General features: G+C 67.3%; 18 protein-coding genes. 1 reads left to right on the forward strand and 17 read right to left on the reverse strand.

Annotation, left to right across the window (positions count from 1 at the left end):
* Positions 1-44: 44 nt before the first annotated feature.
* From nirK to ACWGRX_RS01410, 10 genes are all read right to left on the reverse strand, one after another.
* Positions 45-1,175 carry a copper-containing nitrite reductase gene (gene nirK / locus ACWGRX_RS01365; protein WP_452116117.1) on the reverse strand — a complete coding sequence of 377 codons (1,131 nt, stop codon included), beginning with the start codon at positions 1,173-1,175 and terminating at the stop codon, positions 45-47.
* Between the two features lie 125 nt (positions 1,176-1,300).
* Complete coding sequence (locus ACWGRX_RS01370) at positions 1,301-1,585, reverse strand: metal-sulfur cluster assembly factor (protein ID WP_452116118.1); 285 nt, start codon at positions 1,583-1,585, stop codon at positions 1,301-1,303.
* A complete protein-coding gene (locus ACWGRX_RS01375) occupies positions 1,585-2,127 on the reverse strand; it encodes a DUF2249 domain-containing protein (RefSeq protein ID WP_452116119.1) in 543 nt (180 codons plus the stop codon). Before ACWGRX_RS01375 ends, ACWGRX_RS01370 begins: the two co-directional genes overlap by 1 nt.
* The gene (locus ACWGRX_RS01380) at positions 2,090-3,487 is read right to left on the reverse strand and encodes a hypothetical protein (RefSeq protein ID WP_452116120.1); all 1,398 of its coding nucleotides are present in this window, start codon (positions 3,485-3,487) and stop codon (positions 2,090-2,092) included. Before ACWGRX_RS01380 ends, ACWGRX_RS01375 begins: the two co-directional genes overlap by 38 nt.
* A 131-nt stretch (positions 3,488-3,618) precedes the next feature.
* Positions 3,619-3,915, reverse strand: coding sequence for a DUF2249 domain-containing protein (locus tag ACWGRX_RS01385; RefSeq protein WP_291634757.1), 297 nt, complete (start codon positions 3,913-3,915; stop codon positions 3,619-3,621).
* Positions 3,916-4,020: 105 nt separating this feature from the next.
* Positions 4,021-4,176 carry a hypothetical protein gene (locus tag ACWGRX_RS01390; protein WP_184231634.1) on the reverse strand — a complete coding sequence of 52 codons (156 nt, stop codon included), beginning with the start codon at positions 4,174-4,176 and terminating at the stop codon, positions 4,021-4,023.
* An 11-nt stretch (positions 4,177-4,187) separates the two neighbouring features.
* The gene (locus ACWGRX_RS01395) at positions 4,188-6,083 is read right to left on the reverse strand and encodes a nitric oxide reductase activation protein NorD (protein ID WP_452116121.1); all 1,896 of its coding nucleotides are present in this window, start codon (positions 6,081-6,083) and stop codon (positions 4,188-4,190) included.
* A 9-nt stretch (positions 6,084-6,092) separates the two neighbouring features.
* A complete protein-coding gene (locus ACWGRX_RS01400; protein ID WP_452116500.1) occupies positions 6,093-6,911 on the reverse strand; it encodes a CbbQ/NirQ/NorQ/GpvN family protein in 819 nt (272 codons plus the stop codon).
* A gap of 69 nt (positions 6,912-6,980) precedes the next feature.
* Positions 6,981-8,345, reverse strand: a complete 1,365-nt coding sequence (locus tag ACWGRX_RS01405; RefSeq protein WP_291634748.1) for a cbb3-type cytochrome c oxidase subunit I — start codon at positions 8,343-8,345, stop codon at positions 6,981-6,983.
* Positions 8,346-8,367: 22 nt separating this feature from the next.
* Positions 8,368-8,820: a c-type cytochrome gene (locus ACWGRX_RS01410; protein ID WP_291634747.1), complete on the reverse strand. Its 453-nt coding sequence runs from the start codon at positions 8,818-8,820 to the stop codon at positions 8,368-8,370.
* A gap of 250 nt (positions 8,821-9,070) precedes the next feature.
* Here ACWGRX_RS01410 and ACWGRX_RS01415 point away from each other — a divergent pair, with 250 nt between their 5' ends.
* Positions 9,071-9,301, forward strand: a complete 231-nt coding sequence (locus ACWGRX_RS01415; RefSeq protein WP_452116122.1) for a DUF2934 domain-containing protein — start codon at positions 9,071-9,073, stop codon at positions 9,299-9,301.
* A 116-nt stretch (positions 9,302-9,417) separates the two neighbouring features.
* Here ACWGRX_RS01415 and ACWGRX_RS01420 read toward each other — a convergent pair whose 3' ends face one another.
* From ACWGRX_RS01420 to iolG, 7 genes are all read right to left on the reverse strand, one after another.
* Positions 9,418-10,623: an MFS transporter gene (locus ACWGRX_RS01420; protein ID WP_452116123.1), complete on the reverse strand. Its 1,206-nt coding sequence runs from the start codon at positions 10,621-10,623 to the stop codon at positions 9,418-9,420.
* Between the two features lie 104 nt (positions 10,624-10,727).
* Positions 10,728-12,443 carry a Na/Pi cotransporter family protein gene (locus ACWGRX_RS01425; RefSeq protein ID WP_291634741.1) on the reverse strand — a complete coding sequence of 572 codons (1,716 nt, stop codon included), beginning with the start codon at positions 12,441-12,443 and terminating at the stop codon, positions 10,728-10,730.
* A 158-nt stretch (positions 12,444-12,601) separates the two neighbouring features.
* A complete protein-coding gene (locus tag ACWGRX_RS01430) occupies positions 12,602-13,669 on the reverse strand; it encodes an ABC transporter ATP-binding protein (RefSeq protein WP_291634738.1) in 1,068 nt (355 codons plus the stop codon).
* Between the two features lie 15 nt (positions 13,670-13,684).
* Positions 13,685-15,886 carry an ABC transporter permease gene (locus ACWGRX_RS01435; RefSeq protein WP_452116124.1) on the reverse strand — a complete coding sequence of 734 codons (2,202 nt, stop codon included), beginning with the start codon at positions 15,884-15,886 and terminating at the stop codon, positions 13,685-13,687.
* 33 nt (positions 15,887-15,919) lie between these two features.
* Positions 15,920-16,960, reverse strand: a complete 1,041-nt coding sequence (locus tag ACWGRX_RS01440; RefSeq protein ID WP_291634734.1) for an ABC transporter substrate-binding protein — start codon at positions 16,958-16,960, stop codon at positions 15,920-15,922.
* A gap of 70 nt (positions 16,961-17,030) precedes the next feature.
* Positions 17,031-17,831 (reverse strand): inositol monophosphatase family protein, encoded by an 801-nt coding sequence (locus tag ACWGRX_RS01445; RefSeq protein ID WP_452116501.1) that lies wholly within the window; start codon positions 17,829-17,831, stop codon positions 17,031-17,033.
* Between the two features lie 2 nt (positions 17,832-17,833).
* Entirely contained in the window at positions 17,834-18,832 is a 999-nt protein-coding gene (iolG, locus tag ACWGRX_RS01450) for an inositol 2-dehydrogenase (RefSeq protein ID WP_291645520.1), read from the reverse strand.
* Between the last annotated feature and the right edge of the window lie 29 nt (positions 18,833-18,861).

Below are 18,861 nucleotides of genomic sequence, written 5' to 3' on the forward strand. Positions count from 1 at the left end.
AAAGAAAGAGCGCCTCCCCGCACGAGGCGGGGAGGCATGGCCGGTCAGATGCCGGCGGGCGCGATGATCTGCTTCATCAGATCGTCATTCCACTCGCCCTCGACCTTGAAATGTCCGGCGGCGCCGAGCTCGAAGGCCTCGATCAGGTTGTGGTTGACATAGGCGTAGATGCCCGGCTGCAGGAAGGTGTAGAGCGCTGCTCCCGCGCAGCCGCCGGGGATGAACCAGGTCTCGAGGTCGCGCTCCGGCGGGTTGCGGAACTTGCCGGTCGCCCAGACATAGTCGCCATGGCCGCCGATCAGATGCGGGCGGGTGTCGCGATTGGCCTGCGAATGGACGATCAGCACGGTCTCGCCAACCTTGGCGGTCAGGGCCGCCTTGCCGGTCAGGGCGCCGACCTTGCCGTTGAAGACGACATGGGTCGGGGTCAGGGTGCGCATCGCCTTGACGACGTCGTCATGCGACTCGCCGACGCTGGCATAGCGCTTGAAGTTGCCCTTCTCGTCGCGAGGCACATAGAAGTCCTGCTCGCCGACATAGTAGACCTTGTCGTATTTCAGCGCCTTGCCCTGATGGTCCTTCAACCCGTCGCGCGGCAGCACCATGATGGCGCCGTTCATGCCGGCGGTGACGTGCCAGGGGACCATGCCCGGAGGGGCGCAGTGGTAGACGAAGACGCCCGGCCGGGTGGCCTTCCAGCGCAGCACGACCTTCTCGCCCGGGTTGACCTCGGTCAGTCCGCCGCCGCCGAGCGCACCTGTCGACGAATGGAAGTCGATATTGTGCATCAGCTCGTTGGTTTCGGCGTTGATCAGCGTCAGCTCGACATAGTCGCCTTCATGCACGACCATCAGCGGGCCGGGGACGGTACCGTTGAAGGTGAAGGCGAAGGTCTCGGTGCCGGCGTCGTCGAGGATGATCTTCTTCTCATGGATCGTCATCTCGAACTCGACGAGCTTCGGACCGCCGGTGGCGATCTGCTCATGCGCGTGGACGAACGGGGGATCGACCAGCTTCGGCTTGACGCGCGGCAGTTTGGCCACGTCGGTAGCGCTCGCCTTAGTCATCACGCCCTGGGCCTGCGCCGGAGCGGAAGTCGCAGCCTGGACGATCGCCCCGGTGGCCGCCGCTCCCGCCAGAATGCTGCGGCGGGTCAGTTTGAACTCTTCGCCCATGGCTTGTCTCCTTGCCAACGGCCGGACATCGACCGGTTGAGAAGACTTTAGGACCAGGGCTGAATCGCTCTTTGTCGCAGCGCAACATTTTTGACGATCATGCGTTCAGCGCATGATCGTCGGGGTCATTCGGCGGCGATCATCGCCGGTTCCCAGGCGGGCTCGTAGGTCAGCGCGACCTCGACCGAGGTGACCCCGCTTATGGCGCCGGCTGCCACTGCGACAGCCTCCTTGAGGAAGCCGGCGAGGGGACAGCCGCGCGTGGTCGTCGTCATGGTGATGGCGACCGCGCCTTCGGGCGTCGCGGCGATGTCATAGATCAGGCCGAGATCGACGACGCTGCGGCCCATCTCGGGGTCGAGCACGTCGCGCAGGGCGATCTCGACCAAACGTTCCAGCGGGGCGCTCATCAGTGCGCGCTTCCGCCGCCATGGCGGACCAGCAGGCGATAGGTCGCGCCCGATTCGTCGAAATTGCCGGCCCATTCATGCTGGCGCTTCGCCAGCTCCGGGAACAGGAACACCGGCTCGCGCACCAGCAGGGCGAACAGCACGTCGCCGGCCTGCAGATCTTCCAGCGCTTCCAGGATTCGGACCATCGGCTCCGGCGGATCGAGATCGCGCAGATCGAGCTCCTCGATCGGCGTTCCCCAGGATACGGCCGAGGGGCTGCTGCCGACGGCGAGGCCCGCCCTGTCGTCCTGCTCCGCCGCAACCGGCGAGAAGGTGACCTCCCAGTCTCCATTGCCGATGGCGCGGTCGCTCGCGGCGAAGCCGCGATTGGCCATCACCGAAAACAACGGCACTGGCCGGAACGGTGCGATCAGGCGCAGCGACTGGCCGGGCGCCAGCGTGCTGACGGCGTCCATGATCGCCTGGAACGGCTCCTCGCCGGCACGCAGCGCCGGCCTGACGTCAAGCTCGCGGATTTGCAGCGGTTCGGTCGTCGACATGAGGTTGTCTCCTTTCCTCGGCGCGTGCCAGCAGCAGCCGCGGGAATTCATGGAAGGGCGGCCGTTGCTCGGCCTTGATTTCGGACAAGCGCCGCACCCTCATCAGCTCGCAGGCGATGCCGGCGGTTCCGATCAGGGCCGGCAGCATGGCATATCTGAAGGCGGTGGCGAGCCCGGCGGCGAGTGCGACGGTCCCGAGCGCGACGCCGGCATAGTAGAGCATGAACCAGAGCCCGGAGCGGGGCATGGCGACGAGATCGCCGACCCGCGGCGCCGGTCCGCGCCCGAGTCGCGAGGCATAGGTTTCGAGCCAGGTCATGAAGGAGACGATCTTCATGAGCTGCGCCAGGGTCAGTCCGCCGAGCCAGCCGAAAACCAGGAGGAAGACCGATGCTGCGAGCCAGCTCTCCGGTGCGCCGGCTGCGGTCACGACGGGCAGAAGCGGCAGCCCGATGCCGAGCGCCGCGAAGGCCGGAATGCTCGCCAGCATGTTGATCTCGAGCGCTTTGCGCCGGCGCGCGTGATAGAGGACGAGAATATCGCGGCCATAGAAGGCACTTGCGAGCGCCAGCGCTCCGAGCGGCGCCACGGCGAAGCCGGCCCCGAGCCCTACATCCGCAAGCGGGGCGAGCAGCCCGGCGAGCGCGAGGCCGAGACCGAGGCTGCCGAAGATCAAAACGAGGCGAACCTGCCCGGCCGGCGGCTCCGGCGCCATCAGGAACATGACGAGGAGCCGGTAGCTGACGCCGAAGGCGATTAGTCCGAGCCAGCCGCCGAAGCCGAGCAGGGCATGGAAGGGCAGGCCGGCGGGCAGGAGGGCGATCTCTCCAAGCCAGTCGCCGCGGCCGGAGAGGATGGCGGCGAAGGTCGCACCGCTGATAACGGTGACGAGCAGGCAGCCGAGCCCGACCAGGACGAAGCGCGCGAACAGCGTCACCGGCCTCGCGCTCAGCAATGTCGCGACGAGCATCAGCCCGAGCAGCAGGAAACCGCCGAGCAGCGCCAGGGCGGCCAGCGGCATCAGCGCCACCGGCCAGTCGGTCCAGCCGGCGAGGCTGGCGAAACCGGTACAGAGCAAAAGAAGCCCGGATAGAAGCGAGAGCAGGGCCGGGAGGGCGAGCCCCGGAAAGGCGAGGGGGCGCGCGACCAGCACAGGAACGAACTGAAGCAGCGCGCCGGCCATGGCGAGGCTGAGCCAGCCGATCGCCACGACATGGACGACCACGAGAGTCGCGGGTTCGAGGAGCCCGGCGCCGGGATAGCCGATGCCGGCGATGACGAGAAGCTCGGCCGCCAGCAGGAAGCCGAGCGCGGCCGCGAAATAGCTCATCGTCCAGCGGGACAGCGACGCCATCGGCATGGCCGGGTCTCCCGAGCGAGGCAGGAGCATCGGACCGGAAAGTGGTTTCGGCTTTCCGGAGGGATCCGATGCTGCGGGACGGAAATGGATCGCCAGTCAGCGTCTGGTCCGGCGCGGCGACCGGGCGGGCATCAGTGGCCGCAGGTGCAGGCCTGGCCTTCGTCATGGCCGCCGCAATCGGCCTCATTGGCCCCGGCATGACCGATCTCGACCTGCCAGATCTCAGGCCCCTGCACGATGTAGGACCAGCTATAGGTGCCGGGATAGCGCGCCTCGATCTGCCGGCGCAGCGGCGCCGGATCGTGATCGTTGACGATACTGAAGCTCTCGCCGGGCGGCAGGCGTTCGAGGATCCCGAAGATCGTCGCATGGCGAACGACCGGCGGGATCATGCGGACGTCGAGGGGTTCGAGCGGCATTGTCGTCATGGTGTCGGCTCCGGTAGACCCCGAAAATGCGGGGAGCCTGACGAGCCTAGCGGCGCTGCGCCTGCGGCAATTTGTCGAATCTCAAAGAGCGCGCAGGCAACCGCCTCATTGTTCGAGAAACAGCATGGTCGCGATGGCGAGCGACATCAGTACCGCAGCAGTGACGCCGCCCTTCTGGAGCACGCCCATGCGATAGAGCAGCAGCGCCATCACGATGATGGCGGGCGTGGCGACGGCGAGACCCATCTGGGCATCGGTCATGACAGGGCTCCTCAGGCTGCCAGCGCGCGGTAGATCGCGGGCAGGGCGGTCGGCAGACGCTCCAGCTTCGAGACCACGGCATGGCCGTTGCGGCCGAACAGATAGGGGATGTAGGCGCGCGACTCGCGGTCGACCGTCACGGCAAAGACGCAGATGCCGGCGCGGCGTGCCTCGATCACCGCCATGCGGGTGTCCTCCATGGCGAAGCGGCCCTCGTAATGGTCGATGTCGTTGGGCTTGCCGTCGGTCAGCACCAGCAGCAGCTTGCGGCGGTCGGGGCGGGCCTTGAGCCCGGCCGCGGCATGGCGGATCGCCGCGCCGATGCGGGTGTAGTAGCCCGGCTTCAATGCGGCGATGCGCGCTTCGACCGCGGGTCCCATCGCCTCGTCGAAGCGCTTCAGTGTCTCGATCCTGACCCAGTCGCGCCGGCGCGAGGTGAAGGTCAGGATCTCGTGCCGGTCGCCGCAGGCGGCGAGGCCATGGGCGAAGACGGTGAGCGCCTGCTTCTCGACATCGAGCACGCGCAGATCGTCGAACCAGGAATCGGTCGAGAGCGAGACGTCCATCAAGGTCGTCACCGCGAGATCATGCGCCTGCGGGCGGCTCGCGATATGGATGCGGTCGCTGCCCGGCCCGCCGGCGGCGAGGTCGGCCTGGCGACGCACCACCGCGTCGAGATCGAGATCCGGCCCGTCGATCTGGCCGCGCTGCGGCTCGCGCAGGGGGCGCAAGGCCTCGAACTGGCGGCGCACCTGCCGGACCAGCGCCTGCGTCGCCGGATCGGGGGTGGGGGCAGCGAGTTCCTGCCCGGCGATGGCCGACAGGACGCGGCAATAGTCCTCGCGATAGCTGGCGCTGCGAAAATCCCATTCCGGATAGGTCAGAGGCCCGGCCAGCACCGTCTCGTCCATGGCTTCGGGCGGCAGGTCGAGGTCGAAGCGGAAGCGCGAGGCCGGACGGCCCTTGCGCTCGCTCAGCACCATGTCGTCGAGCTCGTCGGCCGCTTCGGGATCGTGTTCGTCGCTGTCGTCGGAGGGGCGGTCGACAGCAACCATCTCCGACATCGCCAGGATCTTCTCAAAGCGGTTCAGGATGAAGGGGCTGCGCTCGCTCCAGGCTTCCGCCGTCTCGTCGCGGCTGGCGGCATAGGTCTTCATCTCCTCGGCCGCAGCGGGCGGAGTGCCCGGAAGCGGCCTGTCCTCGTCATTGCGGCGCGAACGCGCCAGCTTGCTGGCGCTGGCGAGCGGCCAGAGCGCGACGTCGAGTGCCGGCAGGTAGCCAGGCGGTGCCTTCGCCGGCCAGTCCCCGGCCTCGATGGCAATGTCCTCGCCCCGCAGCAGAGCGCCGATCAGCGCTTCGACCCGGGCTTCGGTCGCCGGCAGGCCGGCGCGTCGGCGGGTTTCCAGCGTCGCCGTGGCGAGCCGTCGATAAATCGGAGCGAGCCCCGGGAAGGTCGTCAGCACATCGCCGACCAGTCGGCTCGCTGCGGCAATCAGGGCGAGGTCGCGCCGCAGCGGATCGGTCTCCGTGACGGCGCGCGGTGTCATCCGCGCCATGCAGGCGGTCAGCCAGACATAGAGATCGCGGTTCAGGGCAGCCTCGGGGAAGATGGCGATCTCGGCCGGCAGCTGCAGGCTGTCGGAGGCGCGCAGCGCCTGGGCCAGGCGTTCCTCGCCGAGGCCGACGCGCTGGCGCAGATTGAGCCGGTGGGTCGCGACGCGCTCGCGGGCGGGGACGATCCTGACCCCGGATTCGCCGCCGAAACCACGGAAGCAGACGGCGAGCGCCGGCGCCATCGCGGCCAGGCTCACCGCCGCCTGCGGGTGATGCGCCAGGCTGCCGGTGTCGCCGACCAGCTTGTGCCAGAAGCGCCCGACGGTTTCCTCGAGCTCGAGGAAGTCCAGCATGGCGCTCTCCTAGCCGAGAACCGCACGAGCGACCTCGACGAGGCCGGCGCGCACTTCGGGCTCATCGGTCAGCGGCTCGATGATCGCCGCCATCACCGCTTCCCGCCGCGGCAGGCCGGCTGCGATCAGGCTCGCGGCATAGACGATCAGGCGGGTCGAGACGCCTTCCTCGATATCCTGGCCCTTCAGGCTGCGCAGCCGCCGGGCGAGGTCGACGAGCGGCGCCACCGCGCTGTCGTCGAGCCCGCTCTCCTGCGCGACCACGGCGATCTCCTTGTCGCGCGGCAGGAAGTCGAAGCTGATCGAGACGAAGCGCTGCCGGGTCGAGGGCTTCAGGTTCTTCAGGAGATTCTGGTAGCCGGGGTTGTAGGAGACCGCGAGCATGAAGGCGGGCGGGGCCGTGAGCAGCTCGCCGGTGCGCTCCAGCGGCAGGATGCGCCGGTCGTCGGTCAGGGGATGCAGCACGACGGCGACGTCCTTGCGGGCTTCGACGATCTCGTCGAGATAGCACAGACCGCCTTCGCGCACGGCGCGGGTCAGCGGCCCGTCGACCCAGACGGTCTCGCCGCCCTTGAGCAGATGCCGTCCGGTCAGGTCGGCGGCCGAGAGATCGTCATGGCAGGCCACGGTGAAGAGCGGCAGGCCGAGGCTCGCCGCCATATGGCTGACGAAGCGGGTCTTGCCCGAGCCGGTCGGCCCCTTGAGCAGCAGCGGCAGCCGCTTCTCCCAGGCCTTCTCGAACAGGGCACGTTCATTGCCGGAGGCGCTGTAGGCGGGGATGTCGTAGCCGTCGGTGGGCGGTGCCGCGAGCGGCGGGGGCGAGATCATGTTCATCGGGCAAGTCCCTGGGAAAGCTGTGGGCGAGGGCCCGCCGGCCGGAGCCGGCGGGCCGGGGCGTCATTCCGCCGGCTGGGCGAGGCCGAAGGCTTCCGGCTCGCGCTCGCGGCCGGGCACGAGCACCGCCCAGGCGAACATCAGCGCGGCGATCACCACGACGATCCCGGAGCCGAGCCGGACCCAGTAGAACAGGCCGAGCTGGTCCTGGACCTCCATGTAGGACTGACCGAGCACGCGCTGGAGATGGGTCTGCACCACGCCGGCGAAGGTCAGGGCGAAGGTCATCACCATCATCGCCGGCACCATCAGCCAGAAGCTCACGATCGAGAGCCACTGGTTGTAAGGCGCCCGGTTCTTCAGCTCGGGAATGGCGTAGGCCATCACCGCGAGATTCAGCATCACATAGGCGCCGAAGAAGGCGAGGTGGCCATGGGCGGCGGTGAGCTGGGTGCCGTGGGTGTAGTAGTTGGTGAAGGACAGCGTGTTCAGGAAGCCCCAGATGCCGGCGCCGATGAAGGCCATCACCGAGCAGCCGATCGACCAGAGCAGCGCTGCGCGGTTGGGATGGTTACGGCCGGCCTTCCAGGTCATGTGGACGGTGAACAGCACCATGGTGAAGAAGGGCGCAACCTCGAGCGTCGAGAACAGCGAGCCGATCCACTGCCAGTATCCGGGCGCGCCGATCCAGTAATAGTGGTGGCCTGTGCCGAGGATGCCGGAGAACAAAGCGAGGCCGACGATGACATAGAGCCACTTCTCGACCACCTCGCGGTCGACGCCGTTGAGCTTGATCATCAGGAAGGCCAGGACCGAGGCCATGATCAGCTCCCAGACGCCTTCCACCCAGAGGTGGATGACGTACCACCAATACATCTTGTCGAGCGCGAGATTGATCGGGTTGTAGAAGGCGAACAGGAAGAAGATCGCCAGGCCCCACAGGCCGAAAAGCAGGATGTTGGTGACGGTGGTCTTGCGGCCCTTCAGCGAGGTCATGGTGATGTTGAACAGGAAGATCAGCACCACCACGACGATGCCGACCTTGATCGCGAAGGGCTGCTCGAGGAATTCGCGGCCCTCATGGATGCGGAAGAGATAGCCGACCACCGCCACCGCCGCCGCGATGAAGAACAGCCAGAACTGGATGACGGCGAGCTTCGTGCTGTAGAGTTCGGTCTGCGCTTCCTCGGGCAGCAGGTAATAGGTCGCGCCCATGAAGCCGAGCAGCAGCCAGACCACCAGCGCGTTGGTGTGGATCATGCGTACGATGCTGAAGGGCAGGAGCTCGGACAGCGTATTGGGCAGGACGTAGATCAGCCCGGCCAGGGTTCCGAACGCCACCTGCGCGACGAACAGCGCCAGCGCGCCGTAGAAGTAGAGCATCGCGACGCTTTGGGTCTTGTATCTCGTTGTATTGTAGCCACTCATGGCTCTCTCCTGTCGCGCTGTCTCAACCGGCATCGTTGGGCGGCCAGTTCTGGGTCTTGATCCGGCTCGTCCATTCCAGGAAATCGGCGAGATCGTTCAGCTCTTGATCGGTGAGGTTGAACTGCGGCATCTGCCGCCGGCCCTCGATCCCGCTCGGCTGCGCAGCCATCCAGGCCTTCAGGCTCTCGCGGGCGCCGGCATGGTCCTTGTCGCCGCCATAGCGCTTCCAGACATTGCCGAGCTCCGGCGCGAAATAGGCGCCCTCGCCGAGCAGCGTGTGGCAGTTGATGCAGGAGTTGCGCTCCCAGACATGCTTGCCGCGGGCGACCGCCGGGGTCAGCGTCGCTTCATCGGTCGACTGGGTCCGGATGAACCAGTGGCTATGGGCCGTGAGGCCGACGAAGATGGCGAAGAAGAAGATCGAGCCGCCATAGAAGACGTTTCGCGCCCCCGCCTTTGTCAGACGTTCGGCCATGCATTTCCCCTTCCGCTGAATAGCCGTTGCGGCGGCAGACCGACGAAGGCCGGTGCCGCACTCCCGTCCTGTCGCGAAAGGGAGCGGCCCAGCGATAGCGGGTCGCCCTCCGGCCTTGTTTGCGCATTGGCAAACAGGAACGCGGTGGCCGGCGGCTGACCGTTCTGGCACGGGCGGTGCTTCTGGCCGGGAACCATGCGGCCGGTCGGGCGTTGATGCAGACCTGCAGCAGCAAGCCAAGGAGGACGACATGGCCGATGTCGGCAATGCGCAGCGGGAGATCCGCAAGATCGCCTACCGGCTCTGGATGGAAGAAGGGCAACCCGAGGGCCGCGATCGCGAGCACTGGGAGAGAGCCAAGGAGATCTGGAACTTTCGCCATCGCAACGACGAGGCCGAAGTCTCGGATCGGCAGATGGAGGCTTCGGGCGGCCGGCACGCGGCGCCGAAAGACTCTACGCCCCGGCGTCAGACGCAGTAGCGGCTGGCCGTCAGGCGAGGCGAAGGCAAGTCCGGGAGCGAAAGTCCTGGAACGCAGGTAAGTCTTGGAGCGCAGGTAAGTCCTGGCGTTGCGCGCGCTCGCGCGCGGCGCTGAACTCAGGACGCGTTCGGCATGCGCGGCAGCAGGAAGGCCAGCAGGCCGACGGCCGGGAGCCAAGAGCAGAGCTTGAAGACCGCGATGATGCCGATCTGGTCGGCCAGCGCGCCGATGCCGGCTGCGGCGATGCCGCCGAGGCCGAAGGCGAGCCCGTAGAACAGGCCGCCGACCAGTCCGACCCGGTGCGGCACGAGATCGATCGCGTAGATCAGGATCGCCGAGAAGGCGCTGGCCATGATCAGGCTGATCAGGATGCTGAGCACGCCGGTCCAGAACAGATCGGCATAGGGCAGCATCAGGGCGAAGGGCAGCGAGCCCAGGATCGAGATCCAGATCACCCGGTCGCGGCCGATCCGGTCGCCGATCATGCCGCCGATGATCACCCCCACCGCACCGACCACGAGATAGAGGAACAGCATGATCTGCGAGAGCTGCAGGCTGATCCCGAAGCGCTCGATCAGGTAGAAGGTGTAGTAGGAGGTGAAGCCCGCCGTGTAGGCGTTCTTCGAGAACAGGATGATGATCAGCATGGTCATCGCCAGCGCGATATGGGCGCGCGGGAGCCGTGCGGCAGCCGGCTCGGGCGGCCTGTCCTTGCTCGCCGCCGCCTGGTCGCGCCGCATCGCGGCATAGCGCGCGCCGGTCCAGACCATCAGTACCATCGCGGCCAGTGCGACCACCGAGAACCAGGCGAGGCTCTGCTGCCCCCGGGGCACGACGATGACGGCGGCCAGCAACGGGCCGATCGCGTAGCCGGTATGGCCGCCGATCTGGAAGACGCCCTGGGCGAAGCCCTGGCGGCCGGCGGCGGCATGGCGGGCCATCCGCGTGGCTTCCGGGTGGAACACCGCCGAGCCGAGCCCGACCAGCCCCGCCGAGACCAGCACCATCTCGTAGCTGACCGCGAAGGAGAGCCCGAGCAGGCCGAGCAGGGTCGAGCCCATTCCCGCCACCATCGCATAGGGCCAAGGCCTGCGGTCGGTGATGTAGCCGAGCACCGGCTGGAGCAGCGACGAAGTCACCTGGAAGGCCAGCGTGATCAGGCCGATCCGCGCGAAGTCGAGCTGATACGCCTCCTTGATCAGAGGGTAGAGCGCCGGGATCATCGACTGGATCAAGTCGTTGAGCAGATGCGCCATGCTGAGCGCCGCCAGCATCGGCATCAGTGGGCGGGCGGCGCGAACATTCAGCGGGATCGAGGTCATGGCGCAGGCTTGGCGACGGGCGATCGTTACGTCAATTGGCGGGCGCTGCATCCGGCGCATGGCGACCATGGCGCCAAAGCCGAAATCGCGTCCGCAGGCCGATTTTAGCGGCCCGGTTGTGGCGCTGCCGCGAGCTTGACCTCCGACTTCGACTCTTCATCGGCCTTGAGCCGGCTCTCGCGCAGCGCATTGGCGCTTTCCAGGATCGGATAGCCGATCGCCACCGCGTGGCCATGGATGCGCTTGAGGTCGCGGATGATGTCGAGATGGATCGCGCTGGTCTCGATCGATTCCGGCCGGCCGCTGCGCAGGCGCTCGAAATGGCTCTCGGCGGCGTGGCGCTCGGCGTCGCGCATCGGCGCCTTCTCGGCGAAGAGCTGGCGCGCCAGCGCGACGTCGCGGGTCGCGAAGACGTTGAGCGCAAGGCGCAGCCCGGAGGCGACGCGCTGGTGGAAGTCGCGGATCTCCGCGAGGCCTTCCGGCGAGAAGGCGTAGCGCTTGCGGATCTTCTTCTCGCCGAGCTCGCGCAGATTCTTGTCGATGATGTCGCCGATATGCTCGAGATTGGTGATCAGCGTGATGATCTCGACCAGCCGACGGCTCTCGGCCTCGCTCAGCTCGTTGCGCGAGACCTTCACCAGATAGAGCTTGATCGATTCATGGATGGCGTCGACGCCGTCATCCGCCTGGGCGATGGCGCGCGAGAGCTTGAGCTCGTCCTTGCCGATCATCTCCATGGTGTCGTGCAGCATGGCCTCGACGCGGTCGCCGAGGCTGAGCGCCTCGCGCATCGCGCCGGCCAGCGCCTCGGTCGGACTGTCGAGCACGCTCGGGTCGAGATGACGCGGCTTGACGACCGCGTCGGTCGCCTTCTGGCCCGGCATGAACCGCGCGACGAGAGCCGAAATCGGTCCGACGAAGGGCAGGAAGATCAGCGCGCCGACCAGGTTGAGCGCGACATGGAACTCGATGGCGAGGCGCGGGTCCTGCCCGGGCAGGGCCTGCAGCCAGGCCGAGAGCGGCTTGGCGAAGGGCAGCAGGACGGCGACGAGGATCAGCCGCGTCAGGAGGTTGCCGATGGCGGCACGGCGCTGTGCGGCCGGCGCGCCGAGCTGGTTGAGCACCGGGATGAGCGCATTGCCGAGATTGGCGCCGAGCACGAGCGCGACCGCCGTCGCCGGCGGAAACAGGCCGGAGGCCGCGAATGTCGCGATCAGCAGGATGATCGCGATGCTCGAATGGGTCAGCCAGGTCGCGGCGACGGCGACCAGGATCGCCAGCAGCGGCTCGCCGGCGAGCGCGCCGAGCACGGTGCGGAAGGTCGGCGACTGGGCCAGCGGGGCGGCGGCGGCGTTGAGCTCGATCAGCGACAGCAGGATCAGTCCGATTCCGACGAGGACGCGCCCGATATTGCGGGCCCGATCCATCGCTTCATGGCCGAGATAGAGCGCGACGCCGAGCGCGACGCACACGCCCCAGACCCAGCCGAGATCCATCGAGATGACGAAGGCGGCGAGCGCCGTGCCGAGATTGGCGCCGAGCAATACCGCCAGTGCCATGGCCGGGACGATGAGGTCGCGGCCGGCGAAAGAGGAAACGAGGAGCGTCGTCGCCGTCGAACTCTGCAAGACCATGGTGACGGCGATGCCGCTGCCGAAGGCGGCGAAGCGATTGCGGGTGAAGCTCTGCAGCGCCTGCCGCAGCGAGACGCCGAAGGCGCGCATCGCCCCCGTTCGCACCAGCCGCACCGCCCAGATCAGCAGCGCGACGCCGCCGGCAAGGTGGATGAGAATGGTGGTGGCGTTGTCGCTTGGGTTCATCGTGCAGAGGGTCTTTCCGAGATTCTATCGACTCAGGGCCGCAGCATAGCCCGGATTCTTGAGATTTTCATTAGCCAGCTTACCGCCTATGCACGCCAAACATGCTGATATTGCGGCAGAAATCAGCGATCTGAGAATCGTGATTCTTCGTGCTCAGGTCAGGCGGGCGGGATCAGGGTGACGCCTGATCCGGCGAAACCGAGCGTCACTGGCGTGCCCGGCGCCAGCATGCCATGGGTACCGTGGCGAACGACGAAAAGCTCGCCGAGCTCGGTGGCGACCATGATGTCCTGATGGTTGCCGAGATAGGTGCACTTGCGCACCGTGCCGGGCAGCGAAGCGCCGGCCGCCGGGCCGTCGATGAGAAGGCTCTCGGGACGAATCGCGATCCGGGCGGGGCCGGGAGGCAGGCCGCGCGCCGGCAGCGACAGGATCGCAGGGCCGAGCGCCGTCTCCGCGGTGTCCCCGGCGACCGAGCGGATCGTGACGTCGAGCAGATTGGCGTCGCCGATGAAGTCGGCGACGAAGGCGTTGACCGGCTGTTCGTAGAGCTCCCGCGGTGCACCTTCCTGGGCGATCCTGGCGTTCGACATCACGATGATCCGGTCGGAGACGGCGAGCGCCTCCTCCTGGTCGTGGGTGACATAGGCGACGGTCAGGTTGAGGTTCTGCTGCAGCTCGCGGATTTCCTCGCGCACGCGCCGGCGCAGCTTGGCGTCGAGATTGGAGAGCGGCTCGTCGAAGAGCAGCACCTGGGGCTCCAGCACCAGCGCGCGGGCGACCGCGACGCGCTGCTGCTGCCCGCCCGACAATTCCGACGGAAGGCGCTTCTCGAAGCCCTTGAGGCCGACCAAGGCGAGCTTCTCCAGCGCCATCTCGCGCGCCGTTTCCTTCGGCAGGCCCTTCACGATCGGTCCATAGGCGGCGTTCTCCAGCACGTTCATATGCGGAAAGAGCGCATAGGACTGGAACACCATGCTGACGTCGCGGTCGGCCGCCGAGAGCTTGGTGACGTCCTTGCCGCCGATCAGGATCTGGCCTGCGCTGGCGATCTCGAGCCCGGCGATCATCCGCAGAGTCGTGGTCTTGCCGCAGCCGGAAGGGCCGAGCAGCGTCACCAGCTTGCCCGCCTCGATGTCGAAGCTGACATTGTCGACGGCCGTGACCGCGCCATAGCGCATGCTGACATTGCGGAATTCGACGGAGGCGGGGCCCTGCCTGGTCATCGCAGTACGGTATCCTTACTTGACTGGCTCGGCGGCCGAGGTCGCGAGGGCTGGCGCGCTGCGGCGGCCGAGCTTGCGCTCGCCGACGCCGAGCTGGATCAGGCTGATGCCGATGGCCATGACCACGATCAGCACCGAGGAATAGGCGATCGCCAGCCCGAACTCGCCGGCCTCGACCCGCCCGACGATATAGGCGGTGGCGAGATTGTACTCGGCCGAGACCAGGAAGATCACGGCGCTGACCGTCGTCATGCTGCGCACGAAGCTGTAGACCAAGGCCGCGACGAGGGCGGGGCGCAGCAGGGGCAGCACGACCCGCCAGAGCGTGGTGAAGCTGCGGGCCGAGAGCGTGGCCGAAGCCTCGTCCAGGCTCTTGTCGATCTGCGAGAGGCCGGCGATGCCGGAGCGAACGCCGACCGGCATGTTGCGGAAGACGAAGGCGATGACGAGGATCAGGCCGGTGCCGGTGATCTCGACCGGCGGCACGTTGAAGGCGAGGATATAGGCGACGCCGAGAACCGTGCCGGGAATGGCGAAGCTCAGCATGGTCGCGAATTCCAGCGCGCCGCGGCCGGCGAAGCGCTGGCGCGTCAGCAGATAGGCCGTCAGCAGGCCGACCAGCGCCGTCAGCGGCGCCGAGATCGCCGCCAGCTTCAGCGTGGTGAAGAAGGATGGCCAGGCCGAGCCGTCGAAATGCAGGCCGCGGCTGAGATCGACCGAGAAGCCGGTGATGTAGTGCTGCAGCGTCGGGGTGTAGTCGCGCCCCATCGTCTTCACGAAGCCGCCCATCAGGATGACGATGTAGATGATTGCGGTCAGTGCTACCCAGGGCACGATCACCAGCGCGGCGATCCAGGTGATGCGTCGCGGCAAGGGGGTCGGCAGGCCGGAATCGCCCTTGCCGGTGACGGTCGTGTAGGACTTGCTGCCGAGCCAGCGCTGCTGCGCCCAGAAGGCGGCGAGCGTGAAGCCGAGCAGCACGATGGCGAGTACCGCCGCCTGGCCCTGGTTATGCGCGGCGCCGACGACGGCGAAGAAGATCTTGGTCGAAAGCACCTCGAAATTGCCGCCGAGGACCAGCGGGTTGCCGAAATCGGCCATGCTCTCGACGAAGCCGAGCAGGAACGAGTTGGCGAGGCCGGGCCGTAGTAATGGCCAGGTCACTGTCCGGAACGTCGTCCAGCGCTTGGCGCCGAGCGTCTGCGAGGCCTCTTCCAGGCTGGGCGCGATGCCTTGCACCACGCCGATCAGGACCAGGAAGGCGATCGGTGCGAAGGCGAGAACCTGCGCCAGCAGCACCCCCGGCAGGCCGTAGATCCAGCGCGAGCGCGGGATGCCGAACCACTCGAACAGCACCGTCGAGACCAGGCCGGAGCGGCCGAAGAGCAGGATCAGCGCGAGACCGATGACGAAGGGCGGCGTGATGATCGGCAGCACGGTGAGCAGGCGCATGGCCCGCTTGCCGGGCATGCCGGTGCGCAGGATCAGGAGCGCGCAGGCGAGGCCGAGCAGGGTGGTGATGATGCCGGTCAGCACCGCCAGGATCAGCGTGTTCCAGGCGACGCCGCAATTGGTGTTGGCGGTGAGGCAGCCGAGCCCCCAGATGCTGGGGCTGAGGAAGCGCTCGCCGAAATCGGCGAGCGCCAGCGCCCCGTCGGAATCGACGAGCGCGCTCTGCAGGATCGTCGCCATCGGCAGGAAGATGAACAGGCTGATCAGCAGCACGACGATGCCGATCGAGGAGGTCGTGAACAGATCGCCGCGGCAGACCCCGCGATAGGCCAGGCCGTGGCAGAGCAGCAGCAGCAGCGACAGCACGGTCAGGAAGGCGCCGAAGCCCATCCCGGGCTGGGCGGCGCCGGCACCGCCCAGCAAGGCCGCGAGCCAGGGGATGCCCTGGCCTTTCAGCGTGACGGCGAAGCCCTGGGCGAAGAAGAGGACGAGACCGGCGAAACCGGCCCAGGCCAGGATCTTTCCCGTGGCGGGGGACGACTCCCTGCCGCTCAGCAGAGTCGCGACGAGCAGGACGAGGCCGATCGGCAGCAGCCAGGGTGCGGCGCCCGAAAGCGCCAGCGCCAGTGCGGTTCCGGCCTTGCCGAATGGGTAGCCTGCGAGCCAGCCGGATCCGGTCAGGCTCATCCCCTCGGCAAGATACCAGGGGATGAGCGCATAGCCGAGCCAGCCGACCAGCAGCGCGAGCCGGGTCGCGGAACGCATCGTCTTCAGTCCTCTCGTCTCGATCGTCGGCGCTTACTTCGGCAGGGACTTGACCTCCTTGTCCCATTTGCTGAGCAGCCGGACACGCTCGGCCGAGGAACCGTATTTGACGAAGTCGTAGTCGATCAGCTTCATCTCCGACATCTTCGGCGCCTGCGCGGGGACGGGCGCGTTCTTGTTGGAGGGAACCTGATAGGATTTCGCCGGCGCCGCCAGCGCCTGCGCCGCGGGCGTCAGGGCCCAGTCATAGAACTTCTTGGCGTTGTCGAGATTGCGCGCGCCCTTGACGATCGACATCGAGCCGATCTCGTAGCCGGTGCCCTCGCAGGGTGCGACCGGCTTGATCGGGTCGCCCTGGACCGCGAAGACCACCACGTCGTGGATGAAGACGATGCCGACGGCGGTTTCGCCGAGGCTTGCCGCCTTGGCCGGCGCGGCGCCGGACTTGGTGTACTGGCTGATGTTCTTGTGCAGGGCCTTGAGGTAGTCGAAGCCCTTCTCCTCGCCCATCAGCTGAACCACGGTGGCGAGCAGCGTATAGGCCGTGCCCGAGGAGTTGGGATCGGCGACCTGGACGTCGTCCTTCAGCTTGGCATCGAGCAGATCGGCCCAGCATTTCGGCTCAGCGAGACCCTTGGCCTTGATCTGCTGGGTGTTGTAGCCGAAGCCGAGCGCGCCGGCATAAATGCCGATCGAGCGCTTCTTGGCGGCGTTCCACTGCGAGGTCGCCCAAGGATGAAGATCCTTGTTCATCGGCGATTCGTATTCCAGCGTCAGCCCTTCCTCGGCCGCCTGCAGATGTGGGTCGCCGGTGCCGCCCCACCAGACGTCGCCGCGCGGATTCGAGGCTTCGGCCTTCACCTGGGCGTAAATCTCGCCCGATGATTTGCGGGTCATGGCGACCTTGATCCCGGTCTCCTTCTCGAAGGCCGAGCTCATCGCGCGGCACCACTCCTCCTGGACGGCGCAATAGAGCACGAGCGAGCCCTGCGCCTTTGCCGGCGTCCCGGCGAGCAGTGCACCGCCGGCGAGCGTCGCCAGGAGCCCTGCCCGGAGCCAGTTGGATTTCTGCATGTCGTCCTCCCCGATGGTTGATTTTTGTTCTTTTGTTCTTGGAGCGATACTGATCGTTCGCCCGAAAAGATCAATCACCCCTGCGCCGGCAAATGATGCCCGTGATCCGCTCCAGCTCGGCCGAGAGTTCCGGCGTGCAGCAGAGGATCGGGTTGCCGGAACGAATGCCGTCTCCGGCGAAGAAGTCGTTGAGGTCGGCGCCGGCTTCGGCCGCGATCGCCATGGCGGCCGCGACGTCCCAGGCATTGATATGGCGCTCGGCATAGCCGTCGGTCCGGCCGGCGGCGACATGGCAGATGCCGAGCGTACCCGAGCCGACGCGCCTGATCGATGCGCCGGCCGCCAGCGTCCCTTGCACGGTGGCGAGATAGTCCGCGTGCGAAATCCGCGTCGACCAGCCGATCTCGATGCAGGAGCGGGCGATGTCGGCCTGGCCGGAAACCCGAAGCGGTTCGCCGTTCAGGGTCGCGCCTCGGCCGCGTCTGCCGACATAGATCTCGTCGAGGGCCGGGGCGCAGACGATGCCGATCTCGGGCACGCCGTTCAGCAGGAGGCCGATCGAGATACACCAGTTGCGGTCGCCATGGGCGAAATTGGCGGTGCCGTCGATCGGATCGATGATCCAGACCGCATCGGCCGCTTCGCCGCCGCCTTCCTCGCCGATCACGGCGTCGTCGGGAAAGAGCACCGCCAGGCGCTCGCGCAGCAGGGCCTCGACGGCGCCATCGGCGACGGTGAGCCAGTCCTGCGCGCCCTTCATGGTGATGCCGAGGCTGTCGCTCTTGCGGAAATAGCCAAGCGCCAGGCGGCTGGCCTCCTGGACGAGGCCGAGAACGGCGAACTGGCGCAGGTCGAGATCGGCGGCAAGCATGGTCAAATCGTCTCCAGAGCGACGCCGACCGGCTTGCCGGTGCGGCGGGATTCCGTCGCGGCATCGGCCAGGATCTGGGCCTTGAGCCCGTCCTGCCCGGAAGGCGACGGCTGGCGCCGGTCGCGCACGGCGGCGATGAAGGCGTCGAGCTCGGCGCGGTAGGCGCCGGCATAGCGCTCGAGGAAGAAATTCTGCACCGGGTCGGCGCGGAAGCCAGCGCCGGTCGCGATCTCGACCGTGGTCTCGTGGATGTTGCCGGCGCGCAGCATGCCCTGCGAGCCATGCACCTCGATGCGCTGGTCGTAGCCGTAGGATGCGCGGCGCGAGTTCGAGATCTGGGCGATCCTGCCGCTCGCGGTGCGCATCAGCACGGCGGCGGTGTCGACGTCTCCGGCGGCGCCGATGGCCGGGTCGACCAGGGCCGAGCCGAGCGCGAAGACCTCGACCGGCTCCTCGGCGAGCAGGAAGCGCGCCATGTCGAAATCATGGATCATCATGTCGCGGAACAGGCCGCCCGAGCGCTTCACATAGTCCACCGGTGGCGGTGAGGGGTCGCGCGAGATCACGCTGACGATCTCGATCGCGCCGGCCTCGCCCATGCGCAGGCGCTTTTCCAGCGCGGCGAAATTCGGATCGAAGCGGCGGTTGAAGCCGATCATCAAGGGCTTGCCGGATTTCGCGACGACATCGAGGCAGCGGCGGATGCGAGCAGCGTCGAGATCGACCGGCTTCTCGCAGAACACCGCCTTGCCGGCCGAGACCGCAGCCTCGATCAGATCGGCATGGGTGTCGGTCGGCGTGCAGATCAGCACGGCGTCGATCGAGGAATCGGAGAGGATCGCCTCGGCGCTGGCGACCTTGGCGCCGGAGGCTGCGGCGAGCGAGGCTGCGGCGTCCTGCGCGGCATCGGCCAGCGCGACCAGGGTGGCATCGCCGCGCGCCGCGACGTTCAGCCCATGAATCCGGCCGATCCTGCCGGCGCCCAAAAGACCAAATCGCATCGTGATTCCGTTTCCCGTCATCGTGGTCC

The organism is Allobosea sp. NPDC055594, assembly GCF_053618995.1.